Origin of the sequence: Caproicibacter fermentans, assembly GCF_014303955.1 — a bacterium.
Lineage (GTDB): Bacteria > Bacillota > Clostridia > Oscillospirales > Acutalibacteraceae > Caproicibacter > Caproicibacter fermentans.
The window spans coordinates 2,330,165-2,345,717 of the sequence record NZ_CP060286.1; the positions used below are offsets into that span (position 1 = coordinate 2,330,165).

General features: G+C 57.4%; 17 protein-coding genes. 4 read left to right on the forward strand and 13 right to left on the reverse strand.

The window, feature by feature from the left end:
• Positions 1 to 54: 54 nt before the first annotated feature.
• A complete protein-coding gene (locus HCR03_RS11510; RefSeq protein WP_187034300.1) occupies positions 55 to 807 on the reverse strand; it encodes a DUF2087 domain-containing protein in 753 nt (250 codons plus the stop codon).
• 132 nt (positions 808 to 939) lie between these two features.
• Between HCR03_RS11510 and HCR03_RS20145 the strand changes: the two genes are divergently transcribed.
• Both HCR03_RS20145 and HCR03_RS20150 read left to right on the forward strand, forming a co-directional pair.
• Positions 940 to 1,500 carry an MFS transporter gene (locus HCR03_RS20145; RefSeq protein ID WP_187034301.1) on the forward strand — a complete coding sequence of 187 codons (561 nt, stop codon included), beginning with the start codon at positions 940 to 942 and terminating at the stop codon, positions 1,498 to 1,500.
• Positions 1,437 to 2,183 carry an MFS transporter gene (locus HCR03_RS20150; RefSeq protein WP_187034302.1) on the forward strand — a complete coding sequence of 249 codons (747 nt, stop codon included), beginning with the start codon at positions 1,437 to 1,439 and terminating at the stop codon, positions 2,181 to 2,183. Before HCR03_RS20145 ends, HCR03_RS20150 begins: the two co-directional genes overlap by 64 nt.
• On the opposite strand, the gene HCR03_RS11525 is transcribed toward HCR03_RS20150, so the two are convergent.
• Complete coding sequence (locus HCR03_RS11525) at positions 2,180 to 2,587, reverse strand: carboxymuconolactone decarboxylase family protein (protein WP_066645675.1); 408 nt, start codon at positions 2,585 to 2,587, stop codon at positions 2,180 to 2,182. The two genes, HCR03_RS20150 and HCR03_RS11525, sit on opposite strands and share 4 nt — an antisense overlap.
• Before the next feature lie 85 nt (positions 2,588 to 2,672).
• On the opposite strand from HCR03_RS11525, the gene HCR03_RS11530 reads away from it, so the two are divergent.
• The gene (locus HCR03_RS11530) at positions 2,673 to 3,041 is read left to right on the forward strand and encodes a MerR family transcriptional regulator (protein ID WP_066645674.1); all 369 of its coding nucleotides are present in this window, start codon (positions 2,673 to 2,675) and stop codon (positions 3,039 to 3,041) included.
• Between the two features lie 22 nt (positions 3,042 to 3,063).
• Here the strand turns inward: HCR03_RS11530 and HCR03_RS11535 are convergent, their stop codons facing one another.
• Positions 3,064 to 4,263 carry an MFS transporter gene (locus HCR03_RS11535; RefSeq protein WP_187034303.1) on the reverse strand — a complete coding sequence of 400 codons (1,200 nt, stop codon included), beginning with the start codon at positions 4,261 to 4,263 and terminating at the stop codon, positions 3,064 to 3,066.
• Between the two features lie 240 nt (positions 4,264 to 4,503).
• On the opposite strand from HCR03_RS11535, the gene HCR03_RS11540 reads away from it, so the two are divergent.
• Complete coding sequence (locus HCR03_RS11540) at positions 4,504 to 5,439, forward strand: DUF4349 domain-containing protein (protein ID WP_187034304.1); 936 nt, start codon at positions 4,504 to 4,506, stop codon at positions 5,437 to 5,439.
• Here the strand turns inward: HCR03_RS11540 and HCR03_RS11545 are convergent.
• From HCR03_RS11545 to HCR03_RS11590, 10 genes are all read right to left on the reverse strand, one after another.
• Positions 5,426 to 5,593, reverse strand: a complete 168-nt coding sequence (locus HCR03_RS11545; protein ID WP_156990356.1) for a hypothetical protein — start codon at positions 5,591 to 5,593, stop codon at positions 5,426 to 5,428. The two genes, HCR03_RS11540 and HCR03_RS11545, sit on opposite strands and share 14 nt — an antisense overlap.
• 149 nt (positions 5,594 to 5,742) lie before the next feature.
• On the reverse strand, positions 5,743 to 6,774 hold the full coding sequence (locus tag HCR03_RS11550) for an ABC transporter substrate-binding protein (RefSeq protein ID WP_187034305.1): 1,032 nt from the start codon (positions 6,772 to 6,774) through the stop codon (positions 5,743 to 5,745).
• Positions 6,775 to 6,799: 25 nt separating this feature from the next.
• A complete protein-coding gene (locus tag HCR03_RS11555) occupies positions 6,800 to 7,687 on the reverse strand; it encodes an ABC transporter permease (protein ID WP_187034306.1) in 888 nt (295 codons plus the stop codon).
• Positions 7,688 to 7,704: 17 nt separating this feature from the next.
• The gene (locus HCR03_RS11560; RefSeq protein ID WP_187034307.1) at positions 7,705 to 8,493 is read right to left on the reverse strand and encodes an ABC transporter ATP-binding protein; all 789 of its coding nucleotides are present in this window, start codon (positions 8,491 to 8,493) and stop codon (positions 7,705 to 7,707) included.
• Positions 8,494 to 8,578: 85 nt separating this feature from the next.
• Entirely contained in the window at positions 8,579 to 8,947 is a 369-nt protein-coding gene (locus HCR03_RS11565) for a Na-translocating system protein MpsC family protein (protein WP_187034308.1), read from the reverse strand.
• Between the two features lie 195 nt (positions 8,948 to 9,142).
• Entirely contained in the window at positions 9,143 to 10,429 is a 1,287-nt protein-coding gene (locus HCR03_RS11570; protein ID WP_187034309.1) for an FAD-dependent oxidoreductase, read from the reverse strand.
• A gap of 248 nt (positions 10,430 to 10,677) precedes the next feature.
• Positions 10,678 to 12,405 carry a S1C family serine protease gene (locus tag HCR03_RS11575; protein ID WP_156990353.1) on the reverse strand — a complete coding sequence of 576 codons (1,728 nt, stop codon included), beginning with the start codon at positions 12,403 to 12,405 and terminating at the stop codon, positions 10,678 to 10,680.
• A 12-nt stretch (positions 12,406 to 12,417) separates the two neighbouring features.
• Positions 12,418 to 13,932, reverse strand: a complete 1,515-nt coding sequence (locus tag HCR03_RS11580) for a sensor histidine kinase (protein ID WP_066645660.1) — start codon at positions 13,930 to 13,932, stop codon at positions 12,418 to 12,420.
• A gap of 27 nt (positions 13,933 to 13,959) precedes the next feature.
• Complete coding sequence (locus HCR03_RS11585) at positions 13,960 to 14,649, reverse strand: response regulator transcription factor (protein WP_066645658.1); 690 nt, start codon at positions 14,647 to 14,649, stop codon at positions 13,960 to 13,962.
• Positions 14,650 to 14,837: 188 nt separating this feature from the next.
• Positions 14,838 to 15,548 (reverse strand): hypothetical protein, encoded by a 711-nt coding sequence (locus HCR03_RS11590; RefSeq protein ID WP_187034310.1) that lies wholly within the window; start codon positions 15,546 to 15,548, stop codon positions 14,838 to 14,840.
• Between the last annotated feature and the right edge of the window lie 5 nt (positions 15,549 to 15,553).

Genomic DNA, 15,553 nt, shown 5'->3' on the forward strand with positions numbered 1-15,553 from the left:
TCTCCGTCTTTTGCCGCGTTACAGGGGCTTCCGTTTCAGGGGGCTCCTGTTTTGTTATTCCCGCACCCAGTAACAGGAGCCGTCGTTTTTGCGGTCGAGGAAGCCGTATTCGATCAGCGCGCGGCGAATCGTCACATAATCGTCGCAGACCCGCTCCAGCAGCCGGTTGACCTCTTTTTCCGTGTATTCCCGCTTCGGGGCGAACAGGGCGCCGAGCCGCCGCAGCACGACGAGCTTTTTCTTTTCCTTCGCCGGAAATTCCTTCAAGCGCCCCGCTTCGTCGAAATACGTGCGGAGAATTTTTTCGCTCTCCGCCTCGGTCACCGCGTACCGCAGGTCGACCATCGCGGCGCTTTTCGGCACGGGAAGCAGACGGCCCGCGCCCTCCTCCTCCGCGTTGCGCTCCACCAGCCGGTGAATCGCGAGGAAGACCTTCGCCTGGTTCGCTTTTTCGCGCAGCTTGAACCGATGGTTTCGAACGGTCGATTCGCTGCACCCCATCGCCCTTGCCGTCTCCCGGTCGGAACGCTTTTGATACGCGCTCCGGAGGTACTCCTTTTGTATTTCGCTCAGGCCGGTATCCCGTTTGTCCAAATTGATCAGGCAGTCGAACGCGGAGCCGTGTTCCGCCGCGATGTGCTTCCCGATATATTTTCTCGCTTCGTAAAAGGACTCTCCGTCGCGATAAACCGCGCCGTCCTCAAAGCGTTCCCCGCAGATCAGGCAGATATAAAAGCCGTCCCGGTACACAAATCCGGCGGCAAGCTCCTCGACCGACGCGCTCCAAAATAATTCCGTGAGTTCCATTTGAATCCCCTCCTGCCTTTTATCTTATCACGTTTTATCAAACTTGTAAACACAGTTTATTTTTGTTTGCGTATTGACAAACATATTTTTGAATCGTATGATAATTCAAGCTTTGCAACAGAAGGTGAAATCATGCGGAATCTGAAAAAGCACCAAAATTACCTGCTTCTCTGGCAGGGCCAGCTGATTTCTGCGGCGGGGGACGTGATGTATGAAATCGCGCTTGGCTTTTTCCTGCTGCAGGCCTACCGTTCCAGCGCGCTGATGGCGGCGGTCGTCGCCGCCACCGCCGTGCCCGGCCTGATCGCGGCCCCGTTCGCGGGCGTGGTGATCGACCGGTGCAATCAAAAACGGATCCTTGTCCTCGCGGATCTTTCCCGCGGCCTCGTCATGACCGCCGCGGCGCTTTGGACGTTTCTCGGGGGGATTCCGCTGTGGATGTTTTCCCTGACGGGTACCGTTGTCAGCGTGGGCGGGGCTTTCTTCACTCCGTGCGTCAGGTCGGTGATGCCGCGCGTAGTGGAGGAAGAAACTCTGATGCGCGCAAATTCCATGATCAGCCTCGCGGGCCGCTTGACGCAGACCGCCGGGAATTCGGCCGGCGGATTTCTTTACGGCTTTCTGGGAGCATGGCCGCTGTTTTTCCTCAACGGTATTTCGTTTCTGGTCTCCGGCGGGCTGTCGCTTTTTTAACCCTTCCCCCGAAAACAGAAAACGATGCGCCGGAGCCGCCCTCCTTTTTTGAGGAGTTAAAAAGCGGACTCCGGTACACCGTTCATTTCTCCGGTCTGCGGATGATGATTCTGATGGCCTGCTTCCTGAACTTTTTCGGCAGCGGAGCCTCCATCCTGCTTCAGCCGCTGTTTTTAAACACGCCGGGCTACGGAATCCAAAAATACGGGCTTGCAGCGGGCGCCGTCTGCGCCGGAAATCTGTTCGGAATGCTGCTTACCTCCGTTATACGGATTCCGCGCCGGAAGCGGATGGTTTTCTTTCTTTCTTCGGCCTTTGCCGACACCGCCCTCAACGCGCTGTTCCCGTTTTTCGGCGTACGAACCGGAATCCTCCTGCTGTGCGTCGCCGGGATCGGGAATTCCGTCGTCAACATGCTGATTCTCACCTCCGTACAGCAAAGCACCGCGGAGGAGATGCGCGGCAAGGTGTTTTCGCTCATCGCGGTCGGCGGGCAGGGAATCGCCCCGCTCGGCATCGCCGCCGCGGGAGCCGCCGCCGAATGGCTGTGTCCCAGAGATCTGATCTTCGGCTGTTATTTCATCAATCTGCTTCTTTTTCTCTTCTTCGCGTTTCAAAAGCCATTCCGGGAATTTATTCAGTTTGACCTCGAGTTATCCCGTCCCGGCGGTAATTCCGGCTAAATTTCCGGTGATTTTTGCGGCTTTACAGACAGATTACGACTGTCGAAAACTTTTTTCGCAGTAACAATCCCGTTGAGTACCCGGGGAAATCCGGTATACGGAACACATTGGAGAAACGCCTCCACAATTTTTTCCGGCGGCATGCCGACATTCAGCGCCCCGTTAATGTGCACCTCCAGCTGAGGCTCGCAGCCGCCCGCCGTCAGCAGGCTCACAATCGTGATCAGCTCGCGCTCCCACAGGCTCAGCCCCTCTCTGCGGTAAATATCCCCAAACGCGAATTCAATGATGTATTTTCCCAGGTCCGGCGCAATCTCCCGCAGGGAATCGATCACCCGTTTTCCTCCCTCCCCGTCGATTTCGGCCAGCCGTGCGGCGCCGCTTTCATAACGTTTTGTTTCCATTTGTTATTCATCTCCTTTTGCAGTATGATAGAAACATACCACCTGGAGTTTACTCCAGGTCAAGCGAAAAGCGGGAGGAATTTTGATGTCTTATTTGATCGGCGAATTTTCAAGGCTTTCCGGAATCAGCATCGACACCCTGCGTTATTACGAAAAGGAAAAGCTGATTGCCGTGAATCGAAACAGCTCCGGCAGACGAATTTTTACCGATGCCGATCTGCAATGGATTTCTTTTATCAAAAGGTTGAAAGAAACCGGAATGCCGATTCAACAGATCCGGCGCTATGCTTTTTTGCGCGGCCAGGGCGATTCCACCCTGCGGGAGCGGTTGACTCTGCTCAAAAATCACCGTGCGTTCGTTCTGGAGCAAAAAAGGATCTGGGAAGAGCACCTAAGTCACTTAGATCAAAAAATGGAATTCTATGAAAAAAAGATCGCCGCGTCTGAAAAATAGACGCGGCGGTTTTTTGGCTCTTTTAGGTCCGCTCCGAACACTCACCCGGTCCGCCGGTGAACCGGCCGTCCCCTGTCCCGACGTACCGCGCCCAGAAAAGGTACAAGCCAAGACCCGCGGCGCAAAACGCGGCGCTGCAAAGAAACGCCCGGCCCAGTCCGCCGTCCGCCGCCTTTCCAATCGCCGCGCTGACCCCCGCGGAAAAGCCGTCCGTCCCCATGGAATAAACGCTTAAAACGGCGGCGCGGGCAAAGCTTGCGCCGGGCTGGCGATTCTGAACCGTCATCACGGAAGGCCCCAGCAGCGCGGCAGCCGCGCTCAGGGCCGCGACGCAGGCAACCGAAAGCACCGCGCTGCGCGTAACCGCTAAAACGGCGCAGGAAACCGCGGCGGCCACAAACAGCGCGGAGGAAAACGCCGTTTCTCCCAACCGGGCGGAAAGGCGATGGGAAAACGCAGAAGAGAGCGCCGCCCCCTGCACCGCAAGATAGCACAGCCCCATGGTTTCGGTTGCGATTCCACAGCGCAGGTACTGCAGCTGGCTCAGAAACACCGAAACGGTCTGCGCCGTCTGGGTCAGCAGCGCGCACGCGGCCAGATACGGCAAAAACCGCAGGGTTTCCCCGCCGCGCAAACGAAGGAAGCGTACCGTTTGCCTCATTGGGGCATGCTCCGCGCGGGGAACTTCAACCTCCGGTAAGAAAAATGAAAGCAGGGCGGCGGCGCCGTAAACCACCGCGGTCAGCTCGGCGGAGAGATCGAGATTCCCGCCGATCCCAAACGTAAAAACCAGCGCTGCGGCAACAATTCCCAGCGTCGTAAGAGCATGGTAACGACTGAACGCCGCCGCGCTGTCGGTTTCTCCCGCGCAGGCGAAAAGGTAGGCCGAATCACAGCCGGAAAGACCCGCGCACACAACGGAAAGCATCATCCGTTCCACCAGAAACAGCGCAAAACCGTCCGCCCGCCAGAAAACCAGCTTGGAGAGAAAGAACAGAATGTTGCAGAAAAAGATGGTTTTCCGGTACCCGATCCGCTCCGCGAGAAACCCCATCGGAATTTCCAGCGCGATCATCACAATCAGGGATATGCTCTCAATCAGCGTGATGTCGAACACACTCAGGCCGCGCTCCACCCGGTACAGCCCCGCGGCGGGCGCGTAAAACACCATGCCCTGCAAAAGGACAATTACAAAATAAATATGAGATTGAAAAGACCGCAAAAAAAGATCCTCCTGTTTCGTTTTTTGGTAGCAAAAGAAAGCCCGTACTCTTTCAGACGAGCCAAATGCGCAAAAAACAAATCAGGTCGGATTTCTCATAAAAGTTCTCCTGTATCCAATGTACTTCTATTATAATTCCTTCGCATAAAAAGTCAAGAGACGCATTCGCTTGCTTTATTCCCAGTTTTTGTGTAAAATGGAATCACAAGGAAAATCATGGATTTGGAAAGGGGATTTCCAATGAAAAGGCTAACGGTATTCTTTTTGACGGCGGTCTTTTGCCTGGTCGCCGCGGGATGCTCCTCCGGCGCCTCCGCCCCACAGGGCCGGACGAACGCCGTTTCCCCGTCCTCCGCGGCGGAACATTCCGCGGACGCCGCGGGCCTGACGGACGGTACGCAGAAAGCCGCCGCGTCCGGTGCGGAAAGGCCGGCCTCCGACTCCCGCAAGGTGATACAAAGCGCGGAGCTTACGCTCCAAACCGTCCGCTACGACGAGCTGAACGACAAACTGCAATCGCTCGTCGCATCCTTCGGCGGATACATAGAGAATTCCTCCGTTCAAGGCGACGTCCCCGGCAGCAACGCGCTGCGGAACGCCTCGTACACCCTGCGCGTGCCGTCCGGCAAGCTGCAAAGCTTTCTGCAAAGCGCCGGAGACCTCGGCAATGTGGTCTCCAAAAGCATCAGCGGGCAGGATGTGACGCAAAATTACTTTGATGCCGAAACGCGGGTGAAATCCCTGCGCACAGAGCAGGACCGGCTTCTTTCGCTGATGCAGGCGGCAGAAAAGATGGACGATATTCTGAAAATCGAGCAGCGCCTGACGGATGTTGAAAACGAAATCGAACAGCTGACCGGGCAGCTCAAACAATGGGATTCCCTTGTCAGCCTGTCGACCGTAACCATTAAGATTCGCGAGGTCGCGGAGCTTACCGCGCCCCCGGCGAAAGACTTTGGCGGGCAGATCGGCTCCATCTTTCAATCCTCGCTCAGCGCTTTGGGGGTAACGCTTCGTTACCTGGTTCTCGGCGTCGCCGCGGCCCTTCCGTTCCTCGCCGTTCTGGCCGTGTTCGGCGCGGCGGTGCTCTTCCTGCGCAGGCGGCTTCAAAAGAGGAAGACGCGGAGCGTTCCGCCGTACGATTCCGGCAAATCGGATTCTTCTAATACCAAATAAGGAACAAAAACGCCAGCACGCCGCCGCACAGCGACAGCAAAAACAGCAAAAGGGCCGTCATTGCCGCCGACAGCGACTCCCGCTCCCCGCCGCGCACGGCGGTCAGCAGCCCGATAAACGACAGCAGGATCGTGACCCCTGCCAGAACATTCATATTCTTCTCTCCCTCCGTGCGCCCCCGAATACTTCATCTTACGGTGCAAGAGGAAAAACTATTCGCCCGCCGGGCAAAGAAACAGCGCGGCGCTCCGGAACAAACCGAGATATTTTCCGGGGCGCCGCGCTTCTTATGATCCGATTTTTCTATTTGTTCACAAACTGCATATCCACCAGCGTTTGAAAGGAATAAGAGCCGCTGTAAATGCCGGTCTTTAAAAGCATATCCATGTCTGTGGTCACTGCTTTTTCACTGATGACTCCATCCGGACTCCAGAGATGATCCGCGTAGGCGCGGTCGAGAGAAGCCTTGATTTCATCTTCCGATAAAGTTGGGAACTCCTGTTTCAGAACCTTTTTCGCCATTTCGTGGTCGTCCTGAACGGCTTTCAGGGCTTTTTTCATCGCGCTCACAAACTTTTGAACGGTTTCGGAGTCCTTGTCGATGGTCGATTTCTTCACGCTGATCACAGAATAGGAGAAATCGCCGAGATCGGTAAATTTATAGAACGGTTCGCCCCAGATTCCTTTCGAGATCCCCTCGCAGATCTGCGGCTCCGCGCCGTTTCCAACGTCCCCGTTGCCGTTTTGCAGCATGGCGACCACGGTGGACGCGTCCGCGTTTTCAACCAGGCGCACATCCTTTTCGGGGTCGAGGCCCAGGTTGATGAGCAGGTACCGCGTCAGCAGGTTCGGGCTTCCGCCGTGGCGTCCCGCGACGATGGTCTTTCCCTTCAAAAACTCTTTCAGGTCCGCTTCGCTGCCGCTTTTGGGAACCATCCCCGTCTTTGCAAACAGATACACATTCGCGCGGTTGACGCAGTTGCAAACCGCCGTGATGGGGTCCGAATTGTTCTTGTTGCCGAGCGCGATGGAATCGACTCCGCCGATTACGCCCCAGGCGTCCCCGCTGACGACCGCCGTCACATGGGTTCCGCCGGTTGCCTGAATCACTTTAACGTCCAGCCCCTGGTCTTTAAAATACCCCTCGTGCTGCGCGACGTACAGCGGCAGGTAGCCGCTTAAATGCACGGGTTCCGCAATCACCAGTTTTTTCAGCTCCGTTTTGCCTCCCTGAGTCTGCGTGGAGGCCGAACATCCCGTCAGCAGCGCGACCGTCAGGCCGACCGCCGCCGCCAAAATCTTCCTCCCTGTGGAACGCATCCACTTTTGTTTCATATTGTTTTCCCTCCGTAAAAAATATTTATGAGGAAATGATCGCCAGTCGTTTGGACAACCATTTTTCCAGAAGGATGACTCCCCAGTACATCAGCATGGAAAGGATGGATAGGACGAACACGCCCACCCAGACCAGGTTAATATCGAGAATCGTGCCCGCATAGATGATCATGCGGCCCACGCCCTGCTCGGAAGAGATGAACTCGCCCACGATGGAACCGGCCAGCGCCAGCGCGATGTTGATTCGCAGGCTGGAGATGATCCACGGCATCGACCACGGCACGACGACTTTCGTAAACACCTGCCGCCGTTTGGCGCCGAGGGATACCATCAGCGTTTCCAGCGCGGGGTCCACGCTTTTCACTCCGCCGTAGGCGGAAATCGCGCTGGTCACCACCGTCATCAGAAAAGCGAGGACGGCCTTGGAAAAAAAACCGATGCCAAACAAAATGACCAGCACCGGGCCCAGAGCCAGTTTGGGCAGGGCGTTCAGAATAATCAGAAACGGCTCGCTGATTCCCGCGTAGGTTTTCGACCACCAGAACGACAGGCCCAGCAGGGCGCCGGTCAGGGTTCCGGTCACAAAGCCGATAACCGTGGAGCCGGAGGTATAAACGATATCACGAAGGAGGGTGCCTTCCGTCAGCTGCACCCAGGCTGTTTTCAGAATTTCGCTCGGACTGCTCCAATAATAGGGGTCCATCCAGCCGATGCGCGTAAAAAACTCCCAGCCGGCAAACAGAAAGACGCCCACCAGAATTCTTCCGGCGAGCACCCGCCGCCTGCGCTTTTTGTCCTGTGTTTCTCCGTCATAGGTTTCAACGGAGCGCGCCGCGTCGTTTTCCTCCCTTTGGGGGGATTGCCGTCCCGCCGGCCGCACCGCGCAATAGTTCTCCTGATTGTATGCAGCCATTTTATTCACTCCCGTCCCTAAGAAATTTCCTCCGCCGGGTCCTGTTCTTCGGAAAGCAGTTCCAGCAGATGATGTTTCAGCTCCATAAACCGCCCGGTCGTCAGGTCCTCCGGTTTTCTCGGCCGTTCGATGGGCACCGCGATTTTCGCGCGGACGCGTCCCGGCCGTGCCGAAAAAACATAAATATCGTCGGAAAGATAGACGGCCTCGTCGATATCGTGCGTGACAAAAAGAACCGTTTTGCCGAAGTCCTTCCAGATCTCCAAAAGCCAGTTCTGCATGGAAAGCCTGGTCTGGGCGTCCAGCGCGCCGAACGGTTCATCCAGAAGCATGATATCGCGGTCGTAAAGCAGGGTGCGCAGCAGCGCGGCGCGCTGCCGCATTCCCCCCGAGAGTTCGTTCGGGTAATGGCTGTCAAAGCCTTTCAATCCGTATTTTTCCATTAACGGAAGGGCCCGTTCCACGGCCTTTGCGCGAGGTTCACCGCGGACTTCAAGCCCGAGTATAACATTGTCCAGAATCGTGCGCCAGGGAAGAAGTAAGTCCTTCTGCAGCATATAGCCGACCGTGCCGGCCCTGCAGACGATGCTCTGCCCGTCGACGGTAACGTCCCCGGTCGTCGGCGGCATCAGCCCGGCGATAATATTGAACAGGGTCGATTTTCCGCAGCCGGAAGGGCCGATGATGCTTGCAAAGCGCCCTTCCCGGACAGCGAGATTCGTCTCCGCGAGGGCGGCCACGTTTTTGCCGTCCCTGCGAAAGATTTTACTGACCCCGATCACCTCGATTTTGCAGGATTCGCCCATTCTAAAATTCTTCCTTTCTTGAACTGATTCACTCAACCAGCTCCGCCGATGATTTTGGGCGGGCTGCGGCACCGGCTCTTTTCGATTAAAGCTCCGGCAGTTCATTTAGACAGGCTTCTACATCGCGGTCAAGGCATAGGATGGTGCCGGAATACTCCGACGCCGCGTCGTAGTCCTTGAAAACGGCGATTACTTTCAGATGAAATTGCTGTTCAATGGCTGTTTTAATCTGTTTTTTAAACACCTGCGTCAGCAGATGGTCCATATACTCGGTCGTTCCGGAATAACTGTCGTCCAGAAGCTTTAAAGCGGGGATCCGGGTGTTCAGGGAAAGGATAATAATTTTGTTCCCGGTGAACTCGACATTCTGCTGCCTGACGCCGGTATTGAAAATCCTCCTGTTGACATTGTTGTAAACCTTCAGAATTTCCTGCTTAAACGTACCCGCGACCATGGCGCTCCCTCCCTTCCGAACCTCCGTCCGGAACCCCTTGATTCCTGTTAGATATTGTCCCTGAAAAAAAAGACGCTTTAAGGTGAACCTTAAAGCGTCTTTCCTCTTTGCGTTCCCACCGCAGTTTCCTGCTTCTTGCACATCTACTACCATAATAGACCGGTCCGGGAAAAATGACACCAAAACAAACGAATATTAAGTCCCCAACGGGCGCAGCGCGCCCGTCAGCCCAAGGCGTTCCACCCGGGCGCGGATCCGCTCCGGGTCGGCGCAGTCGAGACCAAGTTGTTCCAAACGTTCATACAGCACGGACCCCGAGAACGTGTATTTCATGGAAAGCCCGCGCGGCGTTTCCATCTGTTCCCGCACAAAGGCGATCGCCTCCCCGCAGGCAAGCTGGCGGGGAAGCGTCAGCGGCTCGTTTCCTCCCGCCAGCCGCGCGGCATTGTACCCCGCGAGCGTCCCGGTGACAATCGCCTCCGTGTGACCGACCAGCAGCCCCGCCTTTTCTCCCGCGCAGAAAAGATTTTTCGTGCCGCGCACCAAAAGGGAATCGCCGCGCGGGGCCATCGCCAGAAAGCGGACGGAATTTCCGCGCCCGCCCGCGTACGGGTCGGCGTACCGCGCGTTTTCAAAACCCGGAACCCGGCGCAGCTTCTGCAGATTGAAGTAAGGGGTCATCAGCTTGGCATGGCCCGTGTCGAGCAAAATCAGGTTTTTCCGGTACTCCGGCAGCGCGTACTGCTGGCAGGCCTTTTTCGCAAGGTGGTCCTCCACAAGCTCCTCCGGCAGCGGAACCACCGCCACGCCGGTCCTTTCAAGCCGTTCCACCAGGGAAGGCGCGAGCGATTCCTTCAGCAGCTTGCATGCTCCGCTCATCGCCCCGGTTCCTCCGGAAGCGTTTTTTCCCTGGATTTCGGAAACGCCCGCGAGGGCGGTGAGGCTGATTCTTCCGCCGAAGCTCGGGCACCGCAGGACGCACATCGCGCAGCCGTTGCCGTAGCTCCGGCAGTTGCCCTGCGGCCCGGCGGAACCGGTCGCGTCGACGAACACGTCGCCGTCAAAAACGCGGCCCGCCCCGTCCGTCACGCTCCGCACCGCCCCGTCCGAAACCTCCGCTTTTTCCACGCGCGACTGGTATTCGACCCGAATGCCGAGTTCCTCAAGATACCGGCTGACCGCGGCCGGCGTCAGCGCAATATCATACAGGGTCGCGTGCCGGTGCCCCGGAAAATCGACGTTGCGGTGCCGGGCGCACTCGTCGGTGATGCGAAACAGCTCGCCGCCGCCAAGCGCCGAACATTCCTCCTGCGCCGCGAAACGCCCGTTGTTGCGCATGATTCCGCCGACCAGACCCGTGCCGAGCAGCATATCCGTCCGTTCCAGCAGCACGGCCTCCAGCCCGCATTTTACCGCGGATACAGCCGCCGCGCAGCCGGCCCATCCGCCGCCCGCGATGACCGCCCGCTTTTTCCGTTCCATCCCGGCCTCCCCTTTCCGAACGCGCCTGCGCGCGTATCAACAGATTTATGATGCGCAGCCGGCGCGGAATTGATACGCTTTTGCCCCCAGGGAATTGCAGGCGCGGCGGGACCTTTTTTTGCAGGCTTCCGCGCGCGAATTCATCCGGATTCGCTTTTAAGTCCATGATAGGGCCCGCCCCGTCTTTTGTCAATCAAATATGCAAAAAGGCCGGTCCCGCCTCACGCGGAACCGGCCGAACCGTTCCTTTACTGTGTTTCTCCCTTATCCTCCATCAGCTTCACGCTGACTTCTCTGGTCGTTCCGGCCTTGCCGCCGCCGCCCGTTTCCGAAAGAGAAGTGGCAAAAAGCTTCAGCTTGATCACATCGCCGGGCTTATGCCGGTTCAGAATGGCGTAGAGGCCGTCCAGATCCGCGATTTTCGTGCCGTCCGCCTCGGTAATGATGTCGCCCTGAACCACGCCGGCGTCTTTCAGGGAGCTGTCGTCATCGACCGACTGTACCAGAACGCCCTGCGGGAAGCCGTAAATCTGCGTGTACATGTCCTGAACCGTCGAAGCCTTGATTCCGAGCCGGGTGCGGCCGGACACATAGCCGTGGGCGACCAGGTCGTCGATGATGGTTTTCGCGCGGCTGACCGGAATCGCGAAGCCCATGCCTTCGTAGCCCGTCGCGACGATTTTGTTGGAGTTGATGCCGATGACCTGGCCGTACAGATTCACCAGCGGTCCGCCGGAGTTGCCGGGATTGATCGCCGCGTCCGTCTGAATGTAGGTCATGCCGTTGTCGCTGTGCTCCTCGATCGAACGGTCGAGGGCGGAGATGTATCCGCCGGTCAGGGAACCCGCGAAGCTGAGCCCGCCGGGATTTCCGATCGCGATGACCCGGTCGCCGACCTGCATGCCGTCCACGGTGCCGAACGTCGCCGGAGAAAGACCGGACGCATTGATTTTGAGGACCGCAAGGTCGGAAGTCTTGTCGTATCCGACCACCTTCGCCTCATAGGCCTTATTGTTGTGCAGGACCACCTTGACGGGGTAGTCTTTGGAGTAATTGATCACGTGCGCGTTGGTCAGGATATATCCGTCGGAGGACGCGACGATGCCGGTCCCCTCGCTGGTGCCGCTCTGCTGAATCGTCGTCTGCACGCCGACCACGCTCTGAATTACCCGCTTGTAGACCTCCGTTGCGGAAAGTTCGCTCCCCGACGGATGCGGCTGCACCGTGATTCCGCCGGAAGCGGAGTTCGTCCCGTCGCCTTCCACGCCCCCGATGAGCTGTTCCGGCGCCGAGGAAGAGGCCGCGCCGCTGTTCTGCCCGCCCTGAACGGAGGACGATGCGGAGGAGGCCGAATTCTCTTCCGGCAGCTGATTCGACACGCGGTAGCCGTAAATCCCGGTTCCGACGATCAGTCCCACAACCACAACGCCCAAAACCCAGAAGAATGCCTTCAGGCCTTTGCTCATTTTTTTGGGCGGCTCCGGCGGGCGGCCCGGCTGCTGTCCGTACTGCCCGTTATAGGGATAATTCCAATAGGACTGGCCGTACGGGTTGTCATACTGCTGCCCGCCGTTCTGCTGCGCCCCGTATCCGCCGTAATTCTGCTGCCCGTAGGGATTGCCTCCCTGCTGCCCGTACGGCGAGCCATAGGGCGAACCGTAAGGCGAACCGCCGTAGGTGCCGTAACCGTTTCCCTGACCGTAGGGGCTGCCGTACTGCCCATAGGGCGCGTCCTGCTGCCGTCCGGGCTCCTGGGCGGGCGGCGGGGCTTCCTCCTGCGGTTCCGAGGACCGCTCCTCCTGCGGCTGCTCCGGGGCGGCCGGCTGGGTCCCCCCGCCCGGTTCCTCCCGGGATGCCTCACCGTTTTCCGTCTGTTCCCGGGAATCCTGTGTCTCCTGATCTTCGCCGTCCTGCCGGCGGTCTCCGTATTCCCATGGGTCTTTTTCACTGTTTGGGTCAAAACCGTTATCGTTCATAAAAAAGCCCTTTCATTTCTTTTTTGGGTTCGCTTTTGGCTCTTCGCCCCGGGTTTCCACCAGACGGCGTTCCTCGCGGATTTTTTCCTTGTGCCTGGGCAACCAGAACTCAAACCGGCAGTTCTTATGCCAGACGCTCCGGGCGGTAATTTCCCCGCCGTGCAGCCGGATGATCGTTTTGACGATATAGAGTCCAAGCCCCATGCCGTTTTTGTCCTGGCTGCGGGATTTGTCGGTCTTATAAAAACGCTCGAAGACCATCGGCAGTTCGTCCGGAGAGATCCCGTCGCCGCTGTTTTCCACGGAAACCGTGGTACGGTCCGGTTCCTCCCGGATTCCGATTTCGAGGTAGCCGCCTTCATTTGTAAATTTTACGGCGTTGTCGATCAGATTATACACGACCTGATGAATCATGTCGGGGTCTCCGTCGACAAACAGGCTTTCGGCGTTTTCCAGTCCGCGCACTTCGATCTTTTTGTCCTCAATCGCCTTTTCAAACGACAAAAGCGCGGAAAGCACGGTGCCGGTCAGGTCGAACCGGGCGGGGCGCAGCTTCAGCTCCCCGCTGTCGATGCGGGAAAGGTCCAGCATGGTGCGCACCAGGCGCGACAGCCTTTTGACCTCCTGCGAAACAATGCCCAGGTACTGCCCCTCTTTTTCAGCCGGGATGGTCCCGTCCAGAATTCCGTCGATGAATCCGGCGATCGTCGTCATCGGCGTCTTCAGCTCGTGCGAGACATTCGCGATAAAATCGCGCCGCACATGCTCCACCGAAGCGAGGGAATCCGCCATGTTGTTAAAAGCCACCGAAAGCTGCCCGATTTCATCCTGGCTGGTGACCGGCACGCGCACCGAGAAATTCCCTTCGCCGAAACACCGCGCCGCCGCCGCCATGTTGCGCAACGGCTGCACCAGCCGGAAAGAAAACAGCCAGATCACGCAGAACGAAACCGCAAACGCGGCGAGCGCGGCCAGAATGATCATTTTCATGATGTCAAGCCGGAACGCGTTGAAGGTTTTCACGCTGTACGCGGCGAATACCGCCCCGATCTGCACGGGGGTCCCGTTCACCGCAACCGCAATCGGTTCCCCGACGATATAATACCGCTGATCGTAAAAACCGTCCATGGTACCCTGCGCCGTGTACCCGCCGTTCAGCGCCTTCTGCATGATCGCCGCGCTGACCTTCCTGGTGCTGTCCACATTCCCGCCGCTGCCGTAGGCGGCCAGCAGGATCTGCCCGTTCTGCTTGGTCACGAAAATATCCGAGTCGATGTTGTCGGCGAACGCGAGGATAAAGGTCTGCATCCTCATCCCGTCCACCTGGTATTCGTTCCGGTTCACCGTGATGACGCTGTCCGCGGCGATTCTTGCGACGCTCTGCGCGTTTTTGCGCAGAAGGTCCTGTTTTTCAGACTGCCAGTAGCCTGATATCGCAATCAGCATGACGAAGCTGAGCAAAAAGAAGCTGACGATGATGACCAGGGAGGTAATCCGCAGGTATTTTTTAAACAGGGTTTTTTGCATTGCATCCCCCCGGAGGCGGTTCTCCGGTTATTCCTTTACCTCAAATTTATAGCCGACGCCCCAAACGGTTTTCAGTTCCCACTGGTCGGAAACTCCCTCCAGCTTTTCGCGCAGGCGTTTGACGTGAACGTCAACCGTACGGCTGTCGCCGTAATAATCGAATCCCCAAACCTCGTCAAGAAGCTGGTCGCGCGTGAAAACCCGGTTCGGGTTGCTCGCCAAGTGATAAATCAGTTCCATTTCCTTCGGCGGCGTGTCGACCTGAACGCCGTTAACCTTCAGCTCGTAATTGGTCAGGTTGATGGACAGCTTGTCGAATTTAACCTCTTTTACGCTTTCGCCGCCGTTTTTGCCCAGCCGGCGCAGCACGGCCTTGATGCGCGCCACAACCTCCTTTGCCTCAAACGGCTTGACGACGTAATCGTCCGCGCCGAGCTCCAGGCCCAGCACCTTGTCGAATACTTCCCCTTTCGCGGTCAGCATGATGATCGGGCACTGCGATTTTTTGCGGATTTCCCGGCAGACCTGCCAGCCGTCCAATTCCGGGAGCATGATGTCCAGCAGAATCAGGTCCGGGTTTTCCTTTTCAAATTCTTCCAGAGCCTTTTTTCCGCTGCCCGCCAGAACCACGTCGTATCCCTCTTTTTCCAGATACAGCCGCAGCAGCTCGCAGATGTTCTGGTCATCGTCCACCACAAGGATCTTTCCCGCCGCCATTTTTACGTCCTCCCTCGTCATTTACTTCGGCCGCCCGGCCGCGCTTTTTCATGAAATCAGTGCTTTCTTTAGGATGTACACTATTTTGATTATAATAGATTTCCAGAAAAAATGATGAATATATTTTAAAAGTTTTTCGCGAAAACTGCAAAAAACGCGGCAGCAATCGATTGCGCCGCGCTTTTGCATCAATTCGTCCGTCGGCCCGAGGCAAGCTTCTGAAACAGGCGCCGGGACGCTTCCCAGTAGCCGTCGTGCTTTCCGTCGACCGCGGAGCCCTGATAGATCCTCAGCGAAAGGCCAAGCCCGTCCATCGGGTTCACCCCGTCCGAGCCCTGATAAGAGAGACCGGAAAGCGCCTTGAGTTCGGAAACAGGAACCCGCATCCCCTCTGGACCGTTTTCTCCCTTTTCCGGCGTGCTGCCGTCCGTCTTCGCAAACATCTGAATTTTTTCCTGCTGCTGTGCAAAGGAATCCTCATCGGTGAAAAACAGCATGCTTTCGCCTGTGGAAAGGTCCGCCTCCAGCTTCACCTGGCCTGCAATCTGCGCCTGGGTCCCGCCGCCGTTCGGCTCGACCGTGTAGTTGTTGATCTGAACGATCACGCGCCCGTCGCCGTTTAAATCTTCCCCGTATTTTTCAATCTGTTTCTGCAGCAGATCGATGGCGTCCTGCGGACAGGTGTACGCCGTGATCATCCCGATCTCATAATCCGCTTTCGGCCGCATCATGTCGCGAATCAGGAAAGAGGCGACGACGACCGCCAGCAGAAGCACCAGTATGTGCCACTTATGATAATACCAGAAATTTTCCGCCTTCTTCTTCGGCGTTTCCGGGGCGGGCGCGGGCTGTTCCGGCCCGTTCCCGTCTTCCTGGAGCAGGAGACCTTCCCTTGCCATTTCAG